Source organism: Lactobacillus mulieris, assembly GCF_007095465.1.
In the GTDB taxonomy this organism is placed as follows: domain Bacteria; phylum Bacillota; class Bacilli; order Lactobacillales; family Lactobacillaceae; genus Lactobacillus; species Lactobacillus mulieris.
Genome location: NZ_SDGL01000018.1, coordinates 1 through 22,265 on the forward strand (window position 1 = coordinate 1; position 22,265 = coordinate 22,265).

Sequence of the window (22,265 nt, forward strand, 5' to 3'; positions counted from 1 at the left end):
AGGAACTCCTTTTTCTAATGTTTTAAGAAATAAATTTAAGGAATTATTCATCCTTACACAAACTATTTTACAGTCTCGAAAGTCTTGACATATCAGGACTTTAGAAAAAATATTTTTTATCAATCTTGTAATAATTTGGACAATTAAGAACTATTTCATTAAGAAATTATTTCTCATGTTATAATAAAGTTATTAAAAGAGAGCATACTTACACATAATAAGGGCTGATTTATCAGTCGGGTTCCAACTGCCTTCACGTTTTGCTAGTGTAAACATGGAAAGAACACCCCGTATGTACTCCAACATTGTTGAAGTGACGATACATAAGCAATATCGCTTCTTGGTCGTGGGAAAGGCCAAAATAAAAAGCATCACTTACGTGGTGCTTTTTATTTACTTTCAAAAAAATGGTAGTTGCTGTATAATTTAATTATCAAATCAGAAGCAAAAAAGACAGCTGTTGCAGCAGCTGTCTTTTGATTTTTAATTGTTTACTCAATGCTCATGTTTTTTATTTTTCTAGGTTTTACGCAACTCAAAGAACTCATCGAGCAAGTGAGAAGAATATTGCAACGTAATTCCAACTACGATAGGGGCAATTACAAATTCCAAAATCAGAAGCAAAAACGAACCCTCCTTTCTCCGGGGCTCTTGGAGTGGAAATGTAAACCCGAAAAATATTTTAACAGAAGAAAAGAGGTACTGTATAGGTATCTCTTTTCTTTTGGTATTTGGAATTATCCAACAAGTAGCTTTTTTATAAAAATACACAACCCTTGCAAAGCACAAGAATTGTGTATTATCAATCATTTAAAAATGTATGGTATCTAATTATTACAAACTTTCAATTTTTATTCCAACATCATTACCTAGATGTTTTTTCAATGTTGCTATCACATCTTCCATTCCCTTAGCAAAACGAATGTAATAGACGTGACCCTTACTTTGCAGCTCCATTACAACGTAGCTCTTATTACTAGTTAGTGGGGCATTAATTAATGTAATTTGATCCAAATCTGAATATTTAATAGTTCTTCTAACATAGCCACTAATGACAATTCGTTTTTCACCTAAACCACTTACTCCATCCATTATCGACATTACCAAAAAGACTGCTAATAAAACTGGTGCGCCTGCTTGAGTAATATCAATAAAGTTCCAAGAAATGGACACATAGACAAAAACAACTGCCCAAATAATTGAAGAAACACGGTAGCGGCCCGGGTAATCAACAACTGCTTGCCAATACCAGCTGTAAATAATATAGCCAATAATCAATAAGTCAAAGAGAACATAAAATAAGCTAGTCATAAAATCACCTTCCGTTCCTTTAAATTATATTATAACAAACTAATGCATTATAATTTAGTTAGATGTTTACTTTAAGAAGGTACAAAAATGCAAGAAAATATGCAAGACTTAAAAAACGATTTAAGCAAAGCTCAACATATTGTTTTTTTGACTGGTGCAGGTGTTTCTACCCATTCAAATATTCCTGATTACCGATCTAAATCAGGTATTTATAATGGAAGCACTATCCCACCTGAAATCATTTTAAGTGAGGACACACTCTATCATCGACCTAACTTATTTTATCAATTTGTTATGAATAATATGTATTTTCCAAAGGCCCAGCCTAACTTTATTCATAAAAAAATCGCCGATATTTGCAATAAAAAGGGAACTCTAATTACTCAAAATATTGATTGCTTAGATACTAAAGCCGGCAATAAACATGTGATAGAATTTCATGGAAATTTATATGATATATATTGTACTAAGTGTTTGCAAACTCTTGATTTCAAAACTTATCAAAAATCCTATAAACATTATTGTGGTGGTATTATTAGACCGAATATCGTTTTATATGGAGAAGGGATTGATGAGCAAAAGCTAACAAAATCTATTTCAAATATCCAAAAAGCCGACTTAATCATCATTATTGGAACTAGCTTTGTAGTATATCCTTTTGCTGGTTTATTAGCTTATCGACAAAAAGATACTCCAGTTTGGGCAATTAATAAAACTAAAATAGATGCTCCAAGCATCAGACAAATAACCGGTGATGCCTTAACTATTTTAAAAGACTTGTAAAATACTCTTTCAAAATTACCGCCTGATTATGGAGAGGATCTTTAGCACCGTATAAAAATATAACATCACCTTTTTTTAACTTTTCAGAAACTAATTCTACAAAAGACTTTGTTTCTGAATTTGCTTTAATTTCAGCAAGATATTTTGTTTTAAATTCCGGAAATTTTTGGGGATCGTGATTAAACCACTTACGTAACTCATTGCTTGGACCCATTTCCTTAGCCCAAAGATCTAAATCAGCTTTGACTTTGCTAATGCCTCTAGGCCACAAGCGATCTACTAAAACTCGGAAGCCCTTTTCTTGTTCATGACTATAAATTCGAACCAATTTTATTTCAGACATTAAAATAACTTCTTTCCAAAAATTGTATTTATTATTTGTTATAGCAGGTATTTATGAATTATCAAAACTTTTTTCAAAATCGTCCTACAACTGAAATTGCCCAAGATTTGTTAGGAAGAACATTAACATATGAAAATAATGGCGAAATTTTAGGCGGATTAATCGTCGAAACAGAAGCCTACCTTGGTCCTAAAGATTATGCCGCCCACTCATATAACGGACGAAGAAGCCAAGCTAATGAGGGCCTATATTGTCCCGGAGGATACTTATATATCTATGCCCAAAGACAATATTTCTTCTTCGATATTGCTACCCAAGAACGAGACAATCCTGAAGGTGTCTTAGTTAGAGCTATAGAACCTACACTTGGAATTGAAACCATGATTAAAAATCGTGCCGGTAAAACAGGTCCTTTAATCACTAATGGACCCGCAAAAATGATGCAAGCATTCGGCGTTACAAGTCGAAAATGGGATTTACACCCAATTAATCAGACACCATTTTCTGTTGACCTGACAAGTAGAAGACCTATAAAAAACGTCATTGCTGCACCACGAATCGGTGTCCGGCAAGATGATGATTGGTCAAAACGTCCATTACGCTTTTATGTCGCTGGCAATCCCTACGTTTCTGATATGAAGAAAACAAAATTAGAAAAAAATAATGGTTGGGAGTTGACAAAAAATAAAATTTAATATAAGCTTAAGCACAGTTAAATAAATAATCCAATGCAATAGAGGTTGCGGCAAATCACAAAAATTCTGGAGTTCACGTAGACTTTGAAGGAATCATAAGGATTGTCGCCGAAATGGATAGATAGACGTGCTATCTATCTGTTGGGCTATAAGAGAATATCTTGTAGACTGTCCTGGTAGTCCCCAGGGAGCGCTATATGATTTGGTAACTATTACTGATGATTTCACCCCTATTGTTTTTGAATAAGCAATAGGATTTTTTATTGCTCTTTATTGTATTGGCTTTAGTTGATTAATTATTTGGAGGTTTTATCAAGTGAAGTCAAAAAATACTTGGCTAGTAATTCTAGCATTTTTAATGGCATCAATTGGATTTTTTGGAAATAACACTCAAGAAGTCCAAGCTGCTAAAGATAATGGTGTTTTGAGAATTGGGATGGAAGCTAACTATCCCCCATATAACTGGACCCAAACTACCAGCGCAAATGGAGCTATTCCGATTGAAGGCTCTAAAACTTACGCAAATGGGTATGATGTTCAAATCGCTAAGCTAATTGGTAAAAAGTTAGGTAAAAAAGTTGTTGCCGTAAAAACCGAATGGGATGGTCTTTTACCTGCATTAACCAGTGGCAAGATTGACTTAATTATCGCTGGTATGAGTCCAACAGCCGAAAGAAGAAAGGCGATTAACTTCTCAGAGCCTTACAGAAAATCAACTTTTGTTGTCATCACTAAAAAGACTAGCAAGTACGCTAACGCTACTAGTTTAGATGACTTCAAAGGCGCTAAATTAACTGCTCAACAAGGTACTTTACACTACGATTTAATTAAGCAATTAAAAGGTGCCATTCGTGAAAATGCAATGAAAGACTTTGCAGCAATGCGTCAAAGCTTGATTTCTGGCACAATTGATGGTTATGTTGCTGAAGATATTGAAGCTCAAAGTTTCAAGAGTGTCTACCCAGACTCAACTTCAATTAACATTAGCAAGATGAAAGGTTTCCATGTTTCTGCTAGTGATAGCGAAACATCTATCGGTGTTAAAAAAGGAAACGATAAGCTTTTAGCACAAGTTAATGCTGCTTTAGCTACTATTTCTAATAAAAAGCGGGATCAATTAATGGCTACCGCCGTTAAAGAGCAACCTACTACCGATAATGATAAGAAGACCAACTGGTTTGTTTCTACTTGGAACACCTATGGTTCAATGATTCTTGCCGGTGTTGGAATGACACTTTTGCTTGCCTTAGTTGGTACTATTGCAGGTTTCTTTATCGGTTTAGTTGTCGGAGTTATTAGAACTATTCCTACTCCAACTTCCCTACTCAACCGCTGGTTATTAAAAGTTGTTAACTTCTTACTCTCTGTTTATGTTGAAGTCTTCCGTGGAACTCCTATGATGGTTCAAGCAGCTGTTATTTACTACGGAATCGCTCAATTCTGGCACCTTAACTTAAATAGAACAGTTGCTGCTTTAATAATTGTTTCTATTAATACTGGTGCCTACCTTGCCGAAGTTATCCGTGGTGGTATCATGGCAACTCCTAAGGGACAATTTGAAGCTGCAAGCGCCCTTGGTATGAGTCATAATCAAAGAATGTGGAATATTATCTTGCCACAAGCAATTAAAAACTGTTTACCATCAATCACTAATGAATTTATCGTAAACATTAAGGATACGTCAGTATTAAGTATTATTTCTGTTTCAGAATTATTCTTTGTTGGTTCAACAATTGCCAGTCAAAGTTTCGAATTCTTCCAAACTTACTTGATGATTTCAGCAATTTACTTAATGCTTACTTTCTCAATTACTAGAATTTTCAACTTAATTGAAAAGAAACTACAAGGTCCTAAAAATTACAATCTAATGGCCAACCAAGTTCAAGTTGGTACCCCTGAAGAACAAGGAGGAAACAAGTAATGAGTGAAAATATCATCAGCGTTAATCACTTACAAAAAAGTTATGGTGATCACCAAGTTTTGCGTGATATTACCTTTGATGTAAAAAAAGGTGAAATTGTTTCAATCATCGGTCCTTCTGGTGGCGGTAAGTCAACCATGCTTAGATGTATCAACTTACTTGAAGAACCAACTGATGGTGAAATTAACTTCAATGGTAGTGACATTACCAAGCCTGGCTTCAATCGCAATGATTACCGTTCTAAAGTAGGAATGGTATTCCAACAATTTGACTTATTCGAAAACAAAAACGTTTTGCAAAACTGTATGATTGGACAAGAATTAGTCTTAAAGCGTTCAAAAGAAGAAGCCAAAAAAATTGCTTTAGAAAACTTGAAGAAAGTTGGTATGGATCCATTCGTTGATGCTAAGCCTAAGCAATTATCTGGTGGGCAACAACAAAGAGTAGCAATTGCCCGGGCAATATCTATGAATCCCGATGTTTTACTCTTTGATGAACCAACCAGTGCCCTTGACCCCGAAATGGTTGGGGAAGTTCTTGATGTTATGCAAAAGCTAGCAACAACTGGTTTAACAATGATTATTGTTACTCACGAAATGGCCTTTGCTAAACACGTTTCTGATAAGGTTATCTTTATGAGTGATGGTGTGATTACTGAACAAGGTAGTCCTGAAGATATTTTTGATCATCCTCAAGCAGAAAAAACGCAAAAGTTCTTACGTAACTTTAGAAAAGAAGACATTTAGTAAAAGATGATATAGAAATAGCTATCCCTGCAAATTAGGGATAGCTATTTTTTATCCTTCGAGAAATTCTGACATATGCTGTGCGTAGGTTTCCATTCCTAGCCACGCACAAATTTCGATTGCTTTTTGGCAATTTTTTAAATACTTTGTAGCATTCGAACTTTTATATAGAGCCATATTTTTATAGAAAATAATATTATTTTTATAAAAGACTAAATCGGGAGAACTTGGAATTGCATCAGCTATTGTTACCAACATATCTATTCCTTCATATTCTCCAATCTTAAGTTTTAAGAACAGATTATTACAAATAATTCCTAAAAGGATTCTCTTAAGCTCTTTAGAAAATGGTGGTTTATATTCTTTTAAAATATCCTGAACAATCAAATTAACACTAAAACAATCGTACAAAGGCATTAAGTTACAAAAAAGCGTTAATTTTTCTTCATTCCAATTCGGAAAATTGAAAACTTTTTCTCTGAGTTGTTCCCGTAGTTTCCAATTTACTGGTTCAGTTGAACTTTTATCAATTTCAAGATATCCACGAGCAATTAGTATCTGCTCTTTTTTTACTTCTTCAGGTAAAAGACTTCTTTCTATCAAGTTAGGGATTTTTTTAAGTGAATCTTTATCGCCATTATAATGAGCAGCCACTATCATTTCATGAAAAAGATTAAGCTGCTTGGCCAAATCTTGAGAATCAAACATTCCAAAAAAATCACTTAATCGGATATTGTTTCTTTTTAGCAGTTCAATCAAATCTTCAGCTGATACCCGATGAGAGCCTTTTTCAATCTTACAGTAGTAAGATGGGCTAATTACATCAGAAGCAAATTCTTTACGTGTTTTGCCTTGTTCGAGGCGAAACTTTTGTAACAACTCTCCAATTTTCATCATCATTCCCCCATTTTTAGGAGTAATGATAATTGGAATTTAGTATGTTTGCAAGTTATATGTACAAAAAAAGTCATAGCTTAGCTATGACTTTTCTGATTTTTTAATGGCCGAATTCAACTTCAACACTAACTTTAATTTTAATATGCATATTCTTTCACCTCCTAAATTTATTTTATTCAATTAATGCTTCCAAACTTCATCACCAAAAATAATACGCATTGTATTTACCTCTTTCTTTAAATTTGTTATTGTCATTATCCAACTGAATTAGAAATCATTTACATAAATGTCATATTTAATTTCAAAATGTCATATTCGCCATTTTTCCTTTCCACCTCAAACTTTTCTATAAAATATTTCATAAATATCCACTATAGAAAGGTTATACAAAATGAAAGTCTTCTTTAAAAACTCGAATTTCCGGCTTTTTGCAACTGGTAGTTTTCTTTCAAGCGCTGGTGATGTTTTATTCTACCTAGCCTTCATGACCTATGCCAGCAATTTAAAAAATTATTCTTTAGCAATTTCCTTAATCGCAATTAGTGAAGCTATTCCAAAGTTTTTCACACTTTTCGGTGGTTACCTCGCCGACAAAACTAGGGATAAATTTAAGAGCATTTTTAACCTTGCCTTAGTTAGATGTATTCTTTATACAATCGTCGGCTTATTGTTAACGACCAAAATGAGTGATTGGAATTTGGTAATGTGTATTGCCTTAGCGAACTTTATTTCAGATACCTTTGGTACTTACTCAAGTGGTTTAGTTACGCCTTTAATTGTTGCTATCTTAGGTAAAGAAAACTATGCCGAAGGTAGTGGTTTTGCCAATGGTATGTCGCAAACAATCTCAATGCTTGCTCGCTTCGCTGGTGCTAGCATGTTACTATTTATGTCATATTCTTCATTAGCATTTATCAACGCAGCTACTTTTTTAATCGCTGGTATCTTATTTGCTTTAGTTGGTAAGCGAGTAAACACACAAAAATTGCCGCTTCCTAAATCAAATAAATTAAACTTTTTCCAAACACTAAAAACATCTTTCAAGCAAGTAAAAAAGCAAAACAATCTTTTAACTATGATTTCTATCTTAGTTTTGCTTAACGCTGTCTTAGCGGTACTAATTCCTCTATTTACAATTATCTTAGCAACTCACAAACAAACAATGCTTATTGGTAATTACAGCTTTACTTTGGCAATTAGTGAAACAATTGTTGGCTCTGGCATGATTTTAGGTAGTTTATTTGGTCCGACGATTTTTAAAAAGACTTCTGTCTTTCTACTAGCAATTTTGGCAAGTATTTTGGCACTATTTGCTAGTTTAAGTTTGTTCATCAACAATTTATTTGTTATTTTAGGAACTTTTGCCTTGCTAACTTTCTTTGTAGCGACAATTTCTTTAAAAATGAATCAGTGGCTCATTTCTTCCGTAGAACCAAGCATTTTAGGCTCTACTGCTAGCTTATTAAATACCTTACTATTGGCTAGCGACCCATTTATGACAATGCTACTCTCAAGTATTACTGCCATCAGCAATGTCTACATCGCTATTTCTGTTCTACTATGCTTTAACGTTTTAATTATCTTTTTAATTATCACAGCTTATTTGAAAAACAAAGCCTTAAAAGCTAATATCTCTCTTGCTGATTCAGAAGCTTAAACTAGTTATTTGTATTCTTAGATTTCAATTAACTATAATGAAAGTAACTATTTAAACAGAAAGGATACATTATGACTCACAAGCAAAATAAAGTAGATGCTAGTTCTGGTTCATCTTTTACTGAAAAATTAGAGCCAGAAAGTCCCCAAGTTTGGCCTGGTCCCAAGGGTATGATTCCCGTTACTAGTGGGCGCGCTGATGATGCTAATGTACATAATCGCAATTATTTAGATAATATTTTAGCTGAAATGCGCATTATTGATGCAGTTAAGCCTGATTTAACAACTGAATTTTTTGGCAAAAAATATGCTTCACCAATTAACTTAGCAGCAGTCTCTCACTTAAATAAGGTATTACCCGACAAAAGACGTAAACCTATGCAAGAAAAGGTTCAAGCTGCCAAGAACCAAAATCTCTTAAATTGGATTGGCATGGAAAGTAATCATGATTATGCTGAAATTGTCAAAAATAGTGGCGATACTGTCAGAATTGTTAAACCCTTTGCAGAACATGAAGACATAATCAATGAATTGCGCTTTGCCCAAGATTTAGGAGCCGTTGCTGTTGGTATGGATATTGATCACGTTCCCGGTGAAGATGGCAAGTATGATGTTGTTGATGGAATTAATTTGGGACCAATTAGTTTCTCTGATTTAAGAAGATATGCTCATACAACAAACCTTCCGTTTGTAGCTAAGGGCGTTTTATCTGTCCAAGATGCACTCAAAGCTAAAGATGCTGGTGCTAGTGCAATAGTTGTTTCTCACCACCATGGTCGTTTACCATTTGGCGTTCCCCCACTAAAAATGCTACCCGCTATTAAGGAAGCTCTTGCTGACAGCGATATGACCATTTTTGTTGATGGTTCATTAATGACTGGTTATGATGTCTACAAGGCTATGGCTATGGGAGCTGACGGGGTTTTAGTAGGGCGCGCAATTTTATCTGAATTACTAAAATCAGGCCAAGAAGCAACTGAAGCAAAAATCAAGCTACTTAATGAGCAATTGTCACAAATGATGCTTTACACTGGCATCCCTGATACGAAATCATTTGATAGCAGCGTACTTCATTTTTAACAAAAATAATATTACAAAAGGCTAGGATTTACCTAGCCTTATTTCTTTACTTTAATTCTTCATTTAAATGATTTTGCATTTCAAAAACTTCTGTTTCTAGCTTTCCACTTTGCAAGCCATTTTCTACTTGATAATCTGCATCGTCCATCACACTATAATATTTTTTAAATTTGGGTTCAACATTGCCAGAATTTAAAATTGCATTCAACTTTTGAGTTGTTAAGTTGCTCCCCTCGCTTACTAGCATTCTCTTCATTGTCGTACTTTGAGCAATCTTTTTTAAAGGACTAACCCCTTGAGAATACTTAATTAATTCAGTTTGAACATCTTTAGATACTAGTAATTTCATAAACTGCCAAGCAAGTGTAGCGTTACGACTATGAGAAGAAATTCCAAATGAAACATTAGCTAGCTTAGTTCCACTTTTTTTATTCATGCTTGGCATTTTTATTACATCCCAATCAAAGTTAGAATTTCTAGTTACATGATAAGGATAAGATGTATATGTTCGATATTGCGCCAAAGTCATCGGTGAAAAGGCAACTTTTCCCTGATCAAACATTGCACTAGTTACGTTTACATTATTATTTAATTGCACAATCTTAGTTATCAAATTAAGCCCTTGCATTACTTTATTCGAAGTTAATTGCGATTTAGTACCATCACTAGTAAATAATTGTCCTTGATAGCTATTTACAGCTGCTTGCCAATTAAAATTTTCTGTAACACCATAATAATCTTTTTGACGAAGTTTTTTATTCAATAGCTCAAACTGTGTTGGTTGCCAGTTAAAATTAGGAATTTTCAGTTTAGCTTTAGCCAGTAAACTAGTATTTACCACCATTAAACTTGGATTTACTTCAAAAGGAAGCGCTAGTTGCTGATTGTAATATTGGCCACTTTCTAATGCAGCTTGATAAAAATCACTCGTCTTAAATTTATCATGTCTAATATATCCATTTAAATCTAGCAAGGCCCCATCACTTGCCAAAATATTAAAAGTATTTGTTGGTACAATAAAAATATCTGGTTCTGTACCTTTAACTAAGCTAGCAGCTAGCCATGAGCGATAGTTGGTCTTAGTTATTCCTGATTCATAGATTACTCGAACATTTGGATATCTTTTTTTGAACTTTTTAATCACATAATCAATCATGTGGTATGAATCCCCTTGTGGTACATCCCAATAACTACCAGTATATACACCGATTGTTAATGTCTTAGGTTCACTCGAAATTTTAGCAAAATAAGTTACACTTCCCATTAACAACAATAAAAAAATAGTAACTATTATTAACTTGGCTTTATTTTTTCCCATTTTATTCTCCAAAATCTCGAGAAGTTACACCAGTTTGAACGGCCCAAATTGCTAACTGTGTACGATCACGCAAATCTAATTGACTTAAAATTGAGGAAATATAGTTACGAACTGTCCCTTCTGATAAATATAATTTTGCAGAAATTTCTTTATTTGATAATCCTAATCCCACTTGTTGAATTACACGCCACTCATTTTTAGAAAAATGCTTACTTTCTGTTTGATCAACTTGAATTGCATAATTAGATTGGGCCATTTTAGAAAACAATTTGAATACTTTTTCAGCAATATTAGGATTAATCATTGCACCTCCCTGATAAACTGTTTCAATTGCTTGATAAAGTTGATCATTGGAAACTCCTTTTAATAAGTAACCTGAAGCACCATATTTTAAAGCACTAAAAATAAAATCATCATCATCAAAAGTAGTCAAAATTATTACTTTAATTTCTGGATACTTACTTTTTACATATTTAGTGCATACGGTCCCGTCCATTTTTGGCATTCTCACATCCATCAAGATAACATCTGGACGTTCTTTTTTTATTGCGTCCAAAACTTCTTCGCCATCTGCCACTGTTGCCGTTACCTTAAATTTAGGATTAGCTTCCAAGATAATTTGAATAGAACTTCTGATTAACTCTTGATCATCTGCAATTAAAACTTTAATCATGGTTTACTCCTTCCTTGGGAATATCTACCTTTACTTCGAATCCATCCCCACTCTTAAATTCAATGTGTCCACCAATAATTGCCACACGTTCTTTCATCTGTGTTAAACCAAATCCTGGCTTTATTTTACTGCAACCTGAGCCATTATCCTTTATTAAGATCTGATAATTTTTATTTACTAAAAAATGAATACTTACTTGACTAGCATGACCATGTCTTAACGCATTAGTTACACTTTCTTCAACAATTCTGAAAATCACATCTTCCGTTGTTTTTTCAAATTCTGCACTTCCCCAGTCATATTGAAAATCAAACTTCATTTGTGATAATTCTGAATACTCACTTAACATCTTTTTTAGTGCTGCTTGCAAAGTATAATTCTCTAAAGCCCCTGGTCTCAACTTATTTAATGCTGCTCGAATCCCTTCGAGTCCCTGCTTTACCACTTGAGAAACCTTAGTCAGTTGCTCTTTAGCCTTTTCAGGGTTTAAATCAATTAAAACTTTAGCTGCATCTACACCAGCAATAACACCTGTTAATGCATGCCCCACTGAATCATGCAAATCACGTGCAATTCTTTTTCTTTCACGATCTTCAGCAATATGACTAGATAAAGCCGCATAATTTTGCAGTTCTAAATTTGTTTGCGCTGCCTTAGCTAATTTTTCTTTTACCTCGTATTCACGATTATGAAGATAAATTGCGTACAGTACCAAGATACCCATAAAGATAATCAGATTGACAACATTTAAAACATTACTTATTAAAATTACTGCCGTCTTTGTAGATAGTGGTAAAAACTCAATATAAGTATCCAATTGAGGTATATTAGAAATATTTTCAATTAAAACTGTATCTGTCAAAGAAAAAATAACCAAAATAAACAAAGCCATCCCTAACCATAAATTAAGCTGTCTACTTGGTTCTTTATTTCGCAAAGAAATAAATAAATCCACAAAATAAAGTAATATCACACCGTTATAAGTGAATCTTAAATTCCAGAAAACCAAAATAGTCAAAAAGAATTCAATTAACAGTAAACGACTATTATGTTCTTCATCTTTTTTAAAATAATGGCGATAGCTCATTACTATTGCTAACAAAAGATAACTCAAAGTACTAGACCAAAAAAATAGTCAAAGGAGCACCTGGTAAAAAGTTAATCTTATTTAGGAATTCAAATGACATATTGCTTTGTACAATATAAACACTAGCTAAATAAAAGACTGAACTATTAAACAATACTGCTATTAAATTCAGCCAAACTAGTACTCGTCTAAAAGCAATAAGTTTCTTAAAACTACCCTTCATTATTGCCATCCTGTAACATTATAATTTTTAATATTATCCTTGGTAATCAGATGCACTGGTAACTTAATTTTGGACTTAACACTTTTGCCTGCTAATAAGTCATAAGTTAACTTAAAAGCTAGCTTCCCCATCTCTTTAGGTGACTGAGCAGCTGTTGCTGTTGCATTTTGATTATTCAAAAGTAATTGTTTCATGTTGGCAGACCCATCAACACTATAAACTCCTACTTGCTTTACTTTTTGACTATCTAATGCTGCAATTGCCCCCACAGCAGCTTGATCATTTAAAGCCATAATTGTATCGAAGTCAGCTTGCGTTTTTAATCTCTTTAAAACAGCTGGATAAGCATATTCTGATTGTCCTAAAGTGTTTAATTTACCTACCACATGATAGTTTTTATTAAATAAAGTATCTGTAAATCCCCTAATTCGATCATTGGCACTCATAGCACTATAGTGTTCCAGTAGTAAAATATTGGCTCTCTTTTTCTTCTTCATCAAGGCTTTCGCACACAAAACACCAGCTTGATAATTATCAGAAAGTAGTGTTGCATCAACATGAGCCTTATCTGCCATTTGACTATCAACTACTACAATTTTTATTCTTTTTTTATGTGCTTTATTCAAAATCGCTATTAATTTATTATTATTTCCATCAACAGGGTTGATAATAATAGCTGAAACTCCTTTTTTAATAAAATCATTTATCTGATTAACTTGTTTTTGAGCATCTAATGCTGGATCACGAATTATCAACTTATCAGCTCGTGCATCAACCCGTTTTTCAACTTCTTCATTTAAAACTTGATAAAAGCTATTATTCATTGTCATATAACTTACGCCAATTATCTTTTGTTTTTTTTGGCTTTGAGTAAGAACTGCAAAATAAAAACAAAGAACAATTAACAAAGCTAGCGCTAATTTACTTAATAAAAATAGTTTTGTTTTCTTACTAATTTTCAAGATTCTCTAAGACCTCAGCGATTCCATCATGATTATGATCAGCCGTTATATACGGATAATGCTTCTTTAATTCTTCTGGTGCATTTCCCATTAAGTAACCTTTTCCAACGGTTTTTAACATTCCTTCATCATTGTAGTTATCTCCAAAAGCTAGTGTATTACTAATTTCAACATGATAGTAGTCAGACACTCGTTTAATGGAATCAGCTTTCTCTACTCCAGAAGCAACTATTTCTAATAAAGTATCCTTAGATTTAACTAAATATAAGTTATTGTAGCGCTGAGAATAGGTTTTCAGTAATTCATCCAAGATATTTTTAGGTCCCATTACCAAAACTTTATGTATGCATTTTAAATTTTCAATTTCTGATATATCAATGGCTTTAGCTCGCAATTTTACAATTTTTTCTTCAGCTAATAATGCTTGAGTCTTAGGCTTTTGAGTTAACCAACTTAAACCAGAATAAATATTCCAAGTTATACTTGTTAAATCATTTAACTCTTTAACAATTTCTCTAGCTTCGGCTAAAGGAAGAGGCTTGCTATAAATTTGTACTCCTTCTTCATTAAGAATTAAGGCACCATTAAAAGCAGAAAGTGGGCACTTAATTCCTAGCTGCTTAATGACAGTTTGCATTGCCAAAGGACTTCTTGCGGATACAGGAACAAAAAGATTTCCTTTTTTTACTTCTTTTAAAATACTTTCCTTAGTTCTTGGCAAAATTTCTAATTTATCATTTATTAAGGTACCATCAATATCGCTAAAAATAATCCGCATAATTCAATTTCCTTCCATATATTTCCTAGTTTAATTGTAACCAGAGTATTCTTAAAACTAAAAGTATTATAAATGTAAGCGCATTACTTAGTGACATTTGTCATATACTTTTTACTACTTTTTATGACATTTTTCACTTATGTAATCGCTTACAGTAGATTATAGTAAACTTGTAAATTATGAAAGGAGCAAGTTTATGAAATACTTAGTACTTGTTAGCCATGGCGGTTTCGCCGACGGATTAAAAACTTCACTAGCAATGTTTGCTGGAGATCAAATCAACCGTGTATTTGCTTTAGGACTCGAACCAGGGACTAGCGCAGATACTTTCAAAGAAAAGGTTAATCACTTCTTTGATGGACACGATTTTTCAAATGATGACCAATTTGTTGTTTTAGCTGATATCGTCGGTGGTAGTCCTTTAACTACTTTTACTAGTGTTTTATCAGAACGCGGCTTCTTGGCAAATTCACAAATCTTTGGTGGGACAAACTTAACAATGGCTCTAACTGCTTTAGTTTCAATGGATGCTATGGACAAAACAACTTTAAGTTCAACCATTTTAAGCGAAGCAGGTAATGCTCTTGAAGAATTCAAGGTGGCTGCACCTGAAGATGATGATGATGAAATATAAGGAGGAATTTTTATGTCAGTATCATTTGTAAGAATTGATGACCGTATGATTCATGGTCAAACAGTTACTCGTTGGGCTAAAGAAATGCCTTGTGACGGTATTATTGCAATTAATGACGCTGCAAGTACTAATCCCGTTTTAAAGCAAGCATATATCTCAGCAGCTGAAAGTCAAGGAAAGAAAGGCTTTGTTTGGACACTTGATCACTTTAAAGATGTTCAAGAAAAAGTACTTGCTTCTAGCCGTAGATATTTCTTAATTACTAAAAATCCACTTGATATGAAAAAGATTTTAGTAGATATGGGCTTTGTTCCTGATGATGTCAAAACAATTGTTGTCGGTCCCGGTAATGATCGTCCAGGCGCAATTAAACTTGGCAATAATCAAAGCTTTACTCCTGAAGAAGGCGAAGCTTTTGAAGCTATCAGCAAGGCTGGCTACACAGTTAAGTTCCAATTATTGCCTGATGTAGAAATTGGAACTTGGGACAAATATAAGAACAAGTTTGGTTTTTAATCATTAGATTATACGAGGAGAAGAATTATGACTATTAGTTGGCTTCAAGCCATCATCTTAGGTATTTTTGCTAGTTTATCATCAATGCCTGGGATGGGTGGTACTTCAATTGGTAACTACACATTAGGTCGTCCATTAGTTGGTGGACTTGTCTGTGGGATTGTTTTAGGAGACATTAAGCTCGGGATTGCCTGTGGTGTTGCAATGCAACTTGTTTACATTGCTTTAGTTACTCCAGGTGGTACTGTAAGTGCCGATGTTCGGGCTGTTTCTTATATTGGTATCCCTTTAGCAATGGTTGCTATCCACTCACAAGGCTTAAGCGCTACTGGCGCTGATGCCGCAAACCTTGCTAAGTCTATGGGTACGTTGGTTGGTACTGTTGGTACTGTTTTATTCTACGGAACAGCTACTATGAACTTAGTGTGGCAACATATGGGGTGGAAAGACGTTGAAAAAGGAAAATTCCACAAACTTTATTTAGTTGACTGGGCTTATCCTTGGATTTCACACATTTGCTTTTCATTCATTCCTACTTTAATTATGACTAAGCTTGGAGCAACAGCCGTTACAGCATTACGTAACGCATTACCAATGGATGGTATTCCAATGAAGACCTTATTCACTGTTGGAGCTATGCTTCCATGTGTTGGGATTGCAATCTTACTTCGTCAAATTGTTAACACTCCAGTAGACTTTATTCCATTCTTAGTTGGTTTTACTTTAGCTGCTTCACTTAAATTAAACTTAGTTTCAGTTGCTATCGTTTCATTAATTTTCGCACTTCTTACTTATCAACTCGAAATGGCTCGTGCTTCTAAAGTAGTAGCACCAACCACTTCAGATACAAGTGCCGATGACGATGAGGAGGATATTTAAAATGACAGATAGAAAGAAAATTAGCAAAAAGACTTTAAATAAAGCCTTCCACCATTGGTACTACGGTCACTTAACATGTTTCTCACAAGAACACATGCAGACCTTTGGTTATTTAACTTCCATGCTTCCAATTATCGAAGAATTATATGACAAAAAAGATGACCAAAAAGAAGCTATGAAAACCTACACAGCATTCTTCAATACCGAACCACAACTTGGTTCAATTATAGTTGGTATTACTGCCGGACTAGAAGAAGCTAAAGCTAACGGTGATGCTGTTGACGGTGAAACCATCAATGGTATGCGTGCTGGTTTAATGGGACCTATCGCTGGAATTGGTGACTCCTTGATTGTTGGTACTTTAATTCCAATTCTCTTAGGTATTGCACTTGGTATGTCAACTGGTGGTTCACCAGTTGGTGCAATCTTCTACATCATTGTTTGGAACTTAATTGCATACTTTGGTATGCGTTACCTCTTCTTCAGAGGTTATGAAATGGGCGATAAAGCCGTTGAATTTTTAGTTGGTGCACAAGGTAGTGCAATCAGAAAAGCAATCGGCGTTGTTGGTGCAATGGTTGTTGGTGGTGTTGCCGCAACTTGGGTAAACATTTCAACTGCTTTTGAATTGAAAAACGCTTCCGGCAAAACTTTTTTAAGCTTACAAAAACAATTTGATAGCATTTATCCTGGATTATTAACTGTATTATTCATCTTATTATGCTGGTGGTTAATGTCTAAGAAGAAAATTTCTGCAATTAACACAATGCTAATTTTAGTTGTTATCGCATTCGTTGGTGTACTTGTAGGATTCTTCAACCCAGGCCTTAAATACTAATTATATTTTTACTTATAAATATAAACTACATCAAACTTCATAAAAAACATCCAAAAGGCGTCAGCTTCTATGTTGACGTTCTTTTGTTATAAAAGTATCAGCTTTTTTCTTCTTTAATATTGGGAGGATACTATGTCACGTGAACAATTAAAAAAAGGCTATGAAACTGAAATAGCTTATCAAAAACATATGCTTCGTAATTTAAGCTATTATTTTGAACTAGCTATTTTAGTATCAGCTATTGGAATGGTTATGACTTACTACTTTTGGGGTAAAAACTTACCTGTTTTATTATTGGGAATATTTATAATGGTCATCGGTCTGCTTGCAATGCTAATATTGGCAACAGGTGCAATCCGTGGTAGAAAGAACTTAAATTTAGTTATTGCAGATTATAAAAAGAAAATAAAGACAGCTACAACTAAAGAATAAGAGGTTAGGAAAAATCCTAACCTCTTATTTTTTATATGCCATATCTATAATCATCTGCTTTTGTTCTGGATAGAGCTTAATTAATTCAGCTTGGCTAAATAATTCAAAGTCTTGATAATCAAATCCTGGTGCCACCATACAACTAACCAGAGCGAATTCACCTGCAGCTAACTCTGAACCAAAAATAACACCGGCAGGCACATCAAACGATAATTGCTCACCATTAGCCAAATCTTTGCCCAACTTAACCAACTGATAATGACCATCAGGATATAAGCAATGAATTTTTAAACTAGCTCCATCATGGTAATACCAAACCTCATCATGATTTAACCGGTGTAAATGCGACTTGGTTTCAGGTGTTAGCAAAAAGTAAATTGAAGTAAAGTATTTTCTTTTACCTTCTGCCAACTCATACTCACCTTTTGCTTGATACACTTCTTTAAAATAACCACCTTCAGGATGTGGAGTTAAATTTAGTTTTTCAATGTATTCTTTTGCATCCATATTTTCACCTATTTCTTTCGATTAATTAACTTGATGATTAACCCTGCTAACACAGTAATCGCAACTGAATTCAGTAAGGTGCTTGGCAAAGTATGCCCACTTACGCTGTACCAGATTAAACAAGCTAATAAAATAACCAACTCTCCCACCCAAAAAACATGCTTTTTAATGAAATCCATTTTAACTCCTCCAATCGTTATAAAGATATTATATCAAGCTTTTAAAGTATAATTACTCTCCCCTAGTATAATATGAAGATACATCCCTAATTTATTCACGAGTGACTAGAGCACCATATGGTGTTTTTTTCACATATAAAAAATGCACCATATGGTGCATTTTTCTTTGTTAGTAAAATTTTATTTGCCGAAATATGCTTTTAACACTGCAACACTTTCTTCACGTAAAACGCCACTAGTAACAGTAGGCGCATTGTTATAATTTTCAAAAACAATCTTACTGCAGTTTGATCCGTGCTTGCCCATAGTCATTTCTAAATCATCATTGCTTGCCGCATAAACCATTCGGCCTAACTTTGACCAAACCATGGCACCAGAACACATAAAACATGGTTCACAAGATGTATATAAAGTATATTCACTTAAATCAGTAATTCCTGTTGAGGTACAAAAGCGACGAATCAAGCCTGTTTCGGCATGAAAAGTGGGATCATTTGCAGTGAAAATTTGGTTTTCATTTGTAAAAACAACTTCATTATCTTTGACAAGCACTGCTCCAAATGGTTCATTGCCATGTTCTACCGCTTTTTTTGATAATTCAATTGCTTCTTGCATAAATTTTTCGTCGTTCATTATTTAATACCTTTCTTTTATTAATTTATCAAATATAGTATATCTTATGCATTTGCCTTCATTGCAGCTTCAAATTTATTTTGACATGCAAAATAAGTAACAATTGTAATTAATGCAATAAGTGCAAAGACTAAGAAGATATTTTGGAAAGTTACTAGTCCTACATTAGCATGGAAGAAATTAAAGCCATCAAAAGCTTTAGTACTAATTAACTTACCACTAATTGCAACGCCTAATGAGCCGGAAATATTAATTGATAAATCAAACATCCCTGCTCCTCGGCCAATTTCTGATTTAGGAATAACGCCTGTTACAGTATCAAGTAGTGGTGAATACATAATCGTGTTACCAACAAAGTATAGAACAGCTCCAATTGATAAAACGACACTTCCTAGATTAATGAGTAAACCTGCAACTAAAAAGCCAGCAGTCATCATAATCATCCCTAAGATAATAGTCTTTTCTTGGCCTAAAATCTTTAAAAACTTATCTCCTCCAAGGATACCAGCTACAGCACTAGCAATATAAGCAGGTAAGAAAATTGCTGAGACATTTGATAAACTTTGATGATAACCATAGCTAACAATAAAAGTAGTTAAGAAAGTATAAGCAAACTGACCACAGTAAATACCAACTGTAATTAAAATGGCACGTGGGAAACTTCTATTTTGCTTGAAAAATTGTGGAGTAATGAAAGCCTTATTATTCTTGCTAATGTAAACCAAGAAAATAGCCAATAAAACCAAAATTCCAACTAAATATCCCATCGTTAAGCTATTTACAAATAAAATTGATAGAATAATTGTTACGGCAAACATTAATAAGCCCATAAAGTCAACATGTTGCTTAGTCCCACCATTATCATTAGGCGCACAAGTCAAAATGATTGGTAAGAAGAAGATTGCTACTAAAGGTAATAATAAAAGCACTTGCCATGGAACATAAGCTGTAATTAAGCCACCAATTAAAACCCCAGCTGATTGTGCTACTTGGAAGCATCCTGTGTAGTAAGCAAAGTAACGCACTTTTGCCTTTCCTGAAATATACCGTGAAATAATAACGATAACTAATGAACTAATAGTTGCTTGCCCCAATGATTGCAAAGCTCTAGCAATAATAATTGAAACGTAGAAGCTTTGAAAAGCAAAGCCAATAATTGAACCAACACTAATTAAAGTTACTCCAAATAAAAGCAACTTACGCGCTGGAATATAATCTGACAATGTTCCAAAGATAACACTACCCACTCCCATCGCTAAGGTAGTGATAGTTGACTGCATACTAGATAAACTAGCAGTAATTTTAAAACTTTTCGCAATTAAAGGTGAGGCGGTCACAAAGGCTTGGACCATCAAGTTGGTCATAATAAAAAGAACAAAGAGACTTAAAAGTAATTTCTTAATCTTAGGATCAACTGCTTTTTCTACTTTATCCATTGTGGACCTCCTGATTACTTAGTGAACAAACCGTGAATAGTGTTACAAATATCTTGACGAACCTTTTCAGCTTCAATATTGATACATACTTTGACATTTGGATTTGGTTCACGTAATTTTTCCATAACACCAATGGTTCTGCCAGCAGTTTCACCTTCTGTTTCAACAGTCATATGAAGTGGAAGCATTGTGAACCATTCTGGGTGAACTGCAGCACATGTTGCAGAAGGATCATGAAGACTACCACCATGGAGATATGGAGAATACTTATCATAAATATGAATGTAGTAGTCCACAATATCAGCATACTTTTCACCAGCAACAGTCTTGGTATCACGCCATTTTTGAGTATCTTCCAAGCTGATTGGGGTACGCATAGTAACGTCTAAGCCAACCATAATAACTGGAGTACCACTTTCGAATAAAATTTTAGCTGCAAGTGGGTCTTGGTGAATGTTGGCTTCTGCATATGGCGTAACGTTCCCTGTACATGCCAAAGCACCACCCATAATCACCACTTGACCTACTTCATCTTTAAAAGCTGGGTATTTCTTTAAAGTGCGAGCTAAGTCAGTCATTGGTCCCGTAGCAATCACTGTCAGATCCTTACCGTATTTCTTAACGCTATCAATAATAAAATCAACACCATCACCAGTTTCAACTTGACGAGTTGCTGCAGGTACTTCAACTTCACCAATGCCGTTTTGGCCGTGAATATCAGCACTGACTTCTGAAACTTCAAAATCGTCCTTGTCAATTGCGTGTTCATTACCAAGGTAAACAGGGATATCTTTTCTACCTAACATTTCTAGTAATGCTAAGTCATTTTTTACACCTTGCTTAGTGTAAACATTACCGTAAGTTCCGACAATTCCAATTAAGTCCAATTCTTTTGAACCTAAAACATAAGCAAGTGCCATTGCATCATCAATACCTGTATCAATAGATAAGATTACTTTTTTCATTCTTCTTCTCTCCAATTTTCTATTTCTGCTAAAGTTGGCATACCTGTTTGAGCCCCAACTTTTCTAACTGCAAGGGATGCACCTAATCTTGCTGTTTTAATTGCTTCTTCAAGTGGCATTTTTTTAGCTAAGCAATAGCAAAAGATCCCATTGAAAGTATCACCAGCTCCAGTTGTATCAACAGCATGAGTTAAAATTGCTGGAACAGTGACAACTTCACCATTTTCAACATAAGAAACCCCATCTTCACCACGAGTTACAATTAAGCGCGTGCTATGTTTAGCTTGCCATTCAAGCATTGCTGTAAATAGCTCGGCTTTAGAGTGAATTTCTTTACCAGCTAAGCCAGCAAATTCAGTATCATTAGGCGTAATATAATCGGTATTTGTTAAAACCTCTTCTGGTAAGTCTTGATATGGAGCTGGATTTAAGACCGTAATTACACCATGACTCTTCGCAAGCTTTAAACCAGCAGATACTATTTCTAGTGGAATTTCTAACTGGGTTAGGAAAATATCACTATTAGTGATTAACTTTTGATTTTCAGTTAAAACTGTCTCATCACAAAGATTATTAGCGCCTGGTACAACAACAATTGCATTATCACTCGGCAATTTAAAAACAGTCGCAATTCCAGAAAAAGTATTGAGACGCTTAATATGGCTAGTTTCAAGATTTTCTTCTTTTGATAAATATTACGCGTGGTGCTAGTTAAATCGTTTTAGTTAATAAAAAAGTCCAATCTTGTTAGACTCGACTTGTAAATAGTAATA

At 34.2% G+C, this 22,265-nt stretch carries 25 protein-coding genes, 1 pseudogene and 1 riboswitch; of the genes and pseudogenes, 11 read left to right on the forward strand and 15 right to left on the reverse strand.

Going from position 1 to position 22,265, the window contains the following annotated elements; translation table 11 throughout:
• Positions 1–834: 834 nt before the first annotated feature.
• Positions 835–1,311 carry a hypothetical protein gene (locus tag ETI37_RS07180; protein WP_006586156.1) on the reverse strand — a complete coding sequence of 159 codons (477 nt, stop codon included), beginning with the start codon at positions 1,309–1,311 and terminating at the stop codon, positions 835–837.
• Positions 1,312–1,398: 87 nt separating this feature from the next.
• Between ETI37_RS07180 and ETI37_RS07185 the strand changes: the two genes are divergently transcribed.
• The gene (locus ETI37_RS07185; protein ID WP_006586155.1) at positions 1,399–2,094 is read left to right on the forward strand and encodes an NAD-dependent protein deacylase; all 696 of its coding nucleotides are present in this window, start codon (positions 1,399–1,401) and stop codon (positions 2,092–2,094) included.
• Here the strand turns inward: ETI37_RS07185 and ETI37_RS07190 are convergent.
• Positions 2,075–2,437 carry a DUF488 domain-containing protein gene (locus ETI37_RS07190; protein WP_006587562.1) on the reverse strand — a complete coding sequence of 121 codons (363 nt, stop codon included), beginning with the start codon at positions 2,435–2,437 and terminating at the stop codon, positions 2,075–2,077. The genes ETI37_RS07185 and ETI37_RS07190 overlap by 20 nt on opposite strands.
• Positions 2,438–2,490: 53 nt before the next feature.
• Between ETI37_RS07190 and ETI37_RS07195 the strand changes: the two genes are divergently transcribed.
• The 3 genes from ETI37_RS07195 (at position 2,491) to ETI37_RS07205 (ending at position 5,799) form a co-directional block, all read left to right on the forward strand.
• The gene (locus tag ETI37_RS07195; protein ID WP_006586153.1) at positions 2,491–3,132 is read left to right on the forward strand and encodes a DNA-3-methyladenine glycosylase; all 642 of its coding nucleotides are present in this window, start codon (positions 2,491–2,493) and stop codon (positions 3,130–3,132) included.
• Positions 3,133–3,163: 31 nt separating this feature from the next.
• Positions 3,164–3,336, forward strand: a riboswitch (Lysine riboswitch).
• Between the two features lie 112 nt (positions 3,337–3,448).
• The gene (locus ETI37_RS07200; protein WP_006586152.1) at positions 3,449–5,053 is read left to right on the forward strand and encodes an ABC transporter substrate-binding protein/permease; all 1,605 of its coding nucleotides are present in this window, start codon (positions 3,449–3,451) and stop codon (positions 5,051–5,053) included.
• Positions 5,053–5,799 (forward strand): amino acid ABC transporter ATP-binding protein, encoded by a 747-nt coding sequence (locus ETI37_RS07205; protein ID WP_006586151.1) that lies wholly within the window; start codon positions 5,053–5,055, stop codon positions 5,797–5,799. The genes ETI37_RS07200 and ETI37_RS07205 overlap by 1 nt, the downstream gene beginning before the upstream one ends.
• Before the next feature lie 51 nt (positions 5,800–5,850).
• Here ETI37_RS07205 and ETI37_RS07210 read toward each other — a convergent pair whose 3' ends face one another.
• Positions 5,851–6,693, reverse strand: coding sequence for a helix-turn-helix domain-containing protein (locus ETI37_RS07210; RefSeq protein ID WP_022091373.1), 843 nt, complete (start codon positions 6,691–6,693; stop codon positions 5,851–5,853).
• 394 nt (positions 6,694–7,087) lie between these two features.
• Between ETI37_RS07210 and ETI37_RS07215 the strand changes: the two genes are divergently transcribed.
• Both ETI37_RS07215 and ETI37_RS07220 read left to right on the forward strand, forming a co-directional pair.
• Positions 7,088–8,353 (forward strand): MFS transporter, encoded by a 1,266-nt coding sequence (locus tag ETI37_RS07215; protein ID WP_006586149.1) that lies wholly within the window; start codon positions 7,088–7,090, stop codon positions 8,351–8,353.
• 170 nt (positions 8,354–8,523) lie between these two features.
• Positions 8,524–9,432, forward strand: coding sequence for an FMN-dependent dehydrogenase (locus ETI37_RS07220; protein ID WP_006587560.1), 909 nt, complete (start codon positions 8,524–8,526; stop codon positions 9,430–9,432).
• A gap of 46 nt (positions 9,433–9,478) precedes the next feature.
• On the opposite strand, the gene ETI37_RS07225 is transcribed toward ETI37_RS07220, so the two are convergent.
• The 6 genes from ETI37_RS07225 to ETI37_RS07245 are packed head-to-tail and all read right to left on the reverse strand — an operon-like array spanning position 9,479 to position 14,473.
• A complete protein-coding gene (locus tag ETI37_RS07225) occupies positions 9,479–10,750 on the reverse strand; it encodes an ABC transporter substrate-binding protein (protein WP_244285218.1) in 1,272 nt (423 codons plus the stop codon).
• A gap of 1 nt (position 10,751) precedes the next feature.
• The gene (locus tag ETI37_RS07230; protein WP_006586146.1) at positions 10,752–11,423 is read right to left on the reverse strand and encodes a response regulator transcription factor; all 672 of its coding nucleotides are present in this window, start codon (positions 11,421–11,423) and stop codon (positions 10,752–10,754) included.
• Positions 11,416–12,525: a sensor histidine kinase gene (locus ETI37_RS07235; RefSeq protein ID WP_244285219.1), complete on the reverse strand. Its 1,110-nt coding sequence runs from the start codon at positions 12,523–12,525 to the stop codon at positions 11,416–11,418. Before ETI37_RS07235 ends, ETI37_RS07230 begins: the two co-directional genes overlap by 8 nt.
• Before the next feature lie 16 nt (positions 12,526–12,541).
• The gene (locus tag ETI37_RS07925; protein ID WP_244285220.1) at positions 12,542–12,733 is read right to left on the reverse strand and encodes a hypothetical protein; all 192 of its coding nucleotides are present in this window, start codon (positions 12,731–12,733) and stop codon (positions 12,542–12,544) included.
• Positions 12,733–13,695 carry a substrate-binding domain-containing protein gene (locus tag ETI37_RS07240; RefSeq protein ID WP_006586144.1) on the reverse strand — a complete coding sequence of 321 codons (963 nt, stop codon included), beginning with the start codon at positions 13,693–13,695 and terminating at the stop codon, positions 12,733–12,735. Before ETI37_RS07240 ends, ETI37_RS07925 begins: the two co-directional genes overlap by 1 nt.
• Complete coding sequence (locus tag ETI37_RS07245) at positions 13,685–14,473, reverse strand: Cof-type HAD-IIB family hydrolase (RefSeq protein ID WP_006586143.1); 789 nt, start codon at positions 14,471–14,473, stop codon at positions 13,685–13,687. Before ETI37_RS07245 ends, ETI37_RS07240 begins: the two co-directional genes overlap by 11 nt.
• A 196-nt stretch (positions 14,474–14,669) precedes the next feature.
• On the opposite strand from ETI37_RS07245, the gene ETI37_RS07250 reads away from it, so the two are divergent.
• From ETI37_RS07250 to ETI37_RS07270, 5 genes are all read left to right on the forward strand, one after another.
• Entirely contained in the window at positions 14,670–15,107 is a 438-nt protein-coding gene (locus tag ETI37_RS07250; protein ID WP_006586142.1) for a PTS sugar transporter subunit IIA, read from the forward strand.
• Positions 15,108–15,119: 12 nt separating this feature from the next.
• A complete protein-coding gene (locus tag ETI37_RS07255) occupies positions 15,120–15,623 on the forward strand; it encodes a PTS sugar transporter subunit IIB (protein WP_006586141.1) in 504 nt (167 codons plus the stop codon).
• 27 nt (positions 15,624–15,650) lie between these two features.
• Positions 15,651–16,502, forward strand: coding sequence for a PTS mannose/fructose/sorbose/N-acetylgalactosamine transporter subunit IIC (locus ETI37_RS07260; protein WP_006586140.1), 852 nt, complete (start codon positions 15,651–15,653; stop codon positions 16,500–16,502).
• 1 nt (position 16,503) lies between these two features.
• Positions 16,504–17,340, forward strand: a complete 837-nt coding sequence (locus ETI37_RS07265; protein ID WP_006587558.1) for a PTS system mannose/fructose/sorbose family transporter subunit IID — start codon at positions 16,504–16,506, stop codon at positions 17,338–17,340.
• Between the two features lie 132 nt (positions 17,341–17,472).
• Positions 17,473–17,772 (forward strand): hypothetical protein, encoded by a 300-nt coding sequence (locus tag ETI37_RS07270; RefSeq protein WP_006586138.1) that lies wholly within the window; start codon positions 17,473–17,475, stop codon positions 17,770–17,772.
• Between the two features lie 24 nt (positions 17,773–17,796).
• On the opposite strand, the gene ETI37_RS07275 is transcribed toward ETI37_RS07270, so the two are convergent.
• The 6 genes and pseudogenes from ETI37_RS07275 to ETI37_RS07295 form a co-directional block, all read right to left on the reverse strand.
• Positions 17,797–18,279, reverse strand: a complete 483-nt coding sequence (locus ETI37_RS07275; RefSeq protein ID WP_006586137.1) for a cupin domain-containing protein — start codon at positions 18,277–18,279, stop codon at positions 17,797–17,799.
• Between the two features lie 8 nt (positions 18,280–18,287).
• Positions 18,288–18,458 carry a hypothetical protein gene (locus ETI37_RS07855; protein WP_006587557.1) on the reverse strand — a complete coding sequence of 57 codons (171 nt, stop codon included), beginning with the start codon at positions 18,456–18,458 and terminating at the stop codon, positions 18,288–18,290.
• 180 nt (positions 18,459–18,638) lie between these two features.
• The gene (locus ETI37_RS07280) at positions 18,639–19,091 is read right to left on the reverse strand and encodes a nucleoside deaminase (protein ID WP_006586135.1); all 453 of its coding nucleotides are present in this window, start codon (positions 19,089–19,091) and stop codon (positions 18,639–18,641) included.
• Positions 19,092–19,135: 44 nt separating this feature from the next.
• A complete protein-coding gene (locus tag ETI37_RS07285) occupies positions 19,136–20,527 on the reverse strand; it encodes an MFS transporter (protein WP_006586134.1) in 1,392 nt (463 codons plus the stop codon).
• A 14-nt stretch (positions 20,528–20,541) separates the two neighbouring features.
• A complete protein-coding gene (locus ETI37_RS07290) occupies positions 20,542–21,492 on the reverse strand; it encodes a nucleoside hydrolase (protein WP_006586133.1) in 951 nt (316 codons plus the stop codon).
• Positions 21,489–22,166 (reverse strand): annotated as a pseudogene (locus ETI37_RS07295) (ribokinase); the annotation flags it as partial. The pseudogene ETI37_RS07295 and the gene ETI37_RS07290, both read right to left, overlap by 4 nt.
• Between the last annotated feature and the right edge of the window lie 99 nt (positions 22,167–22,265).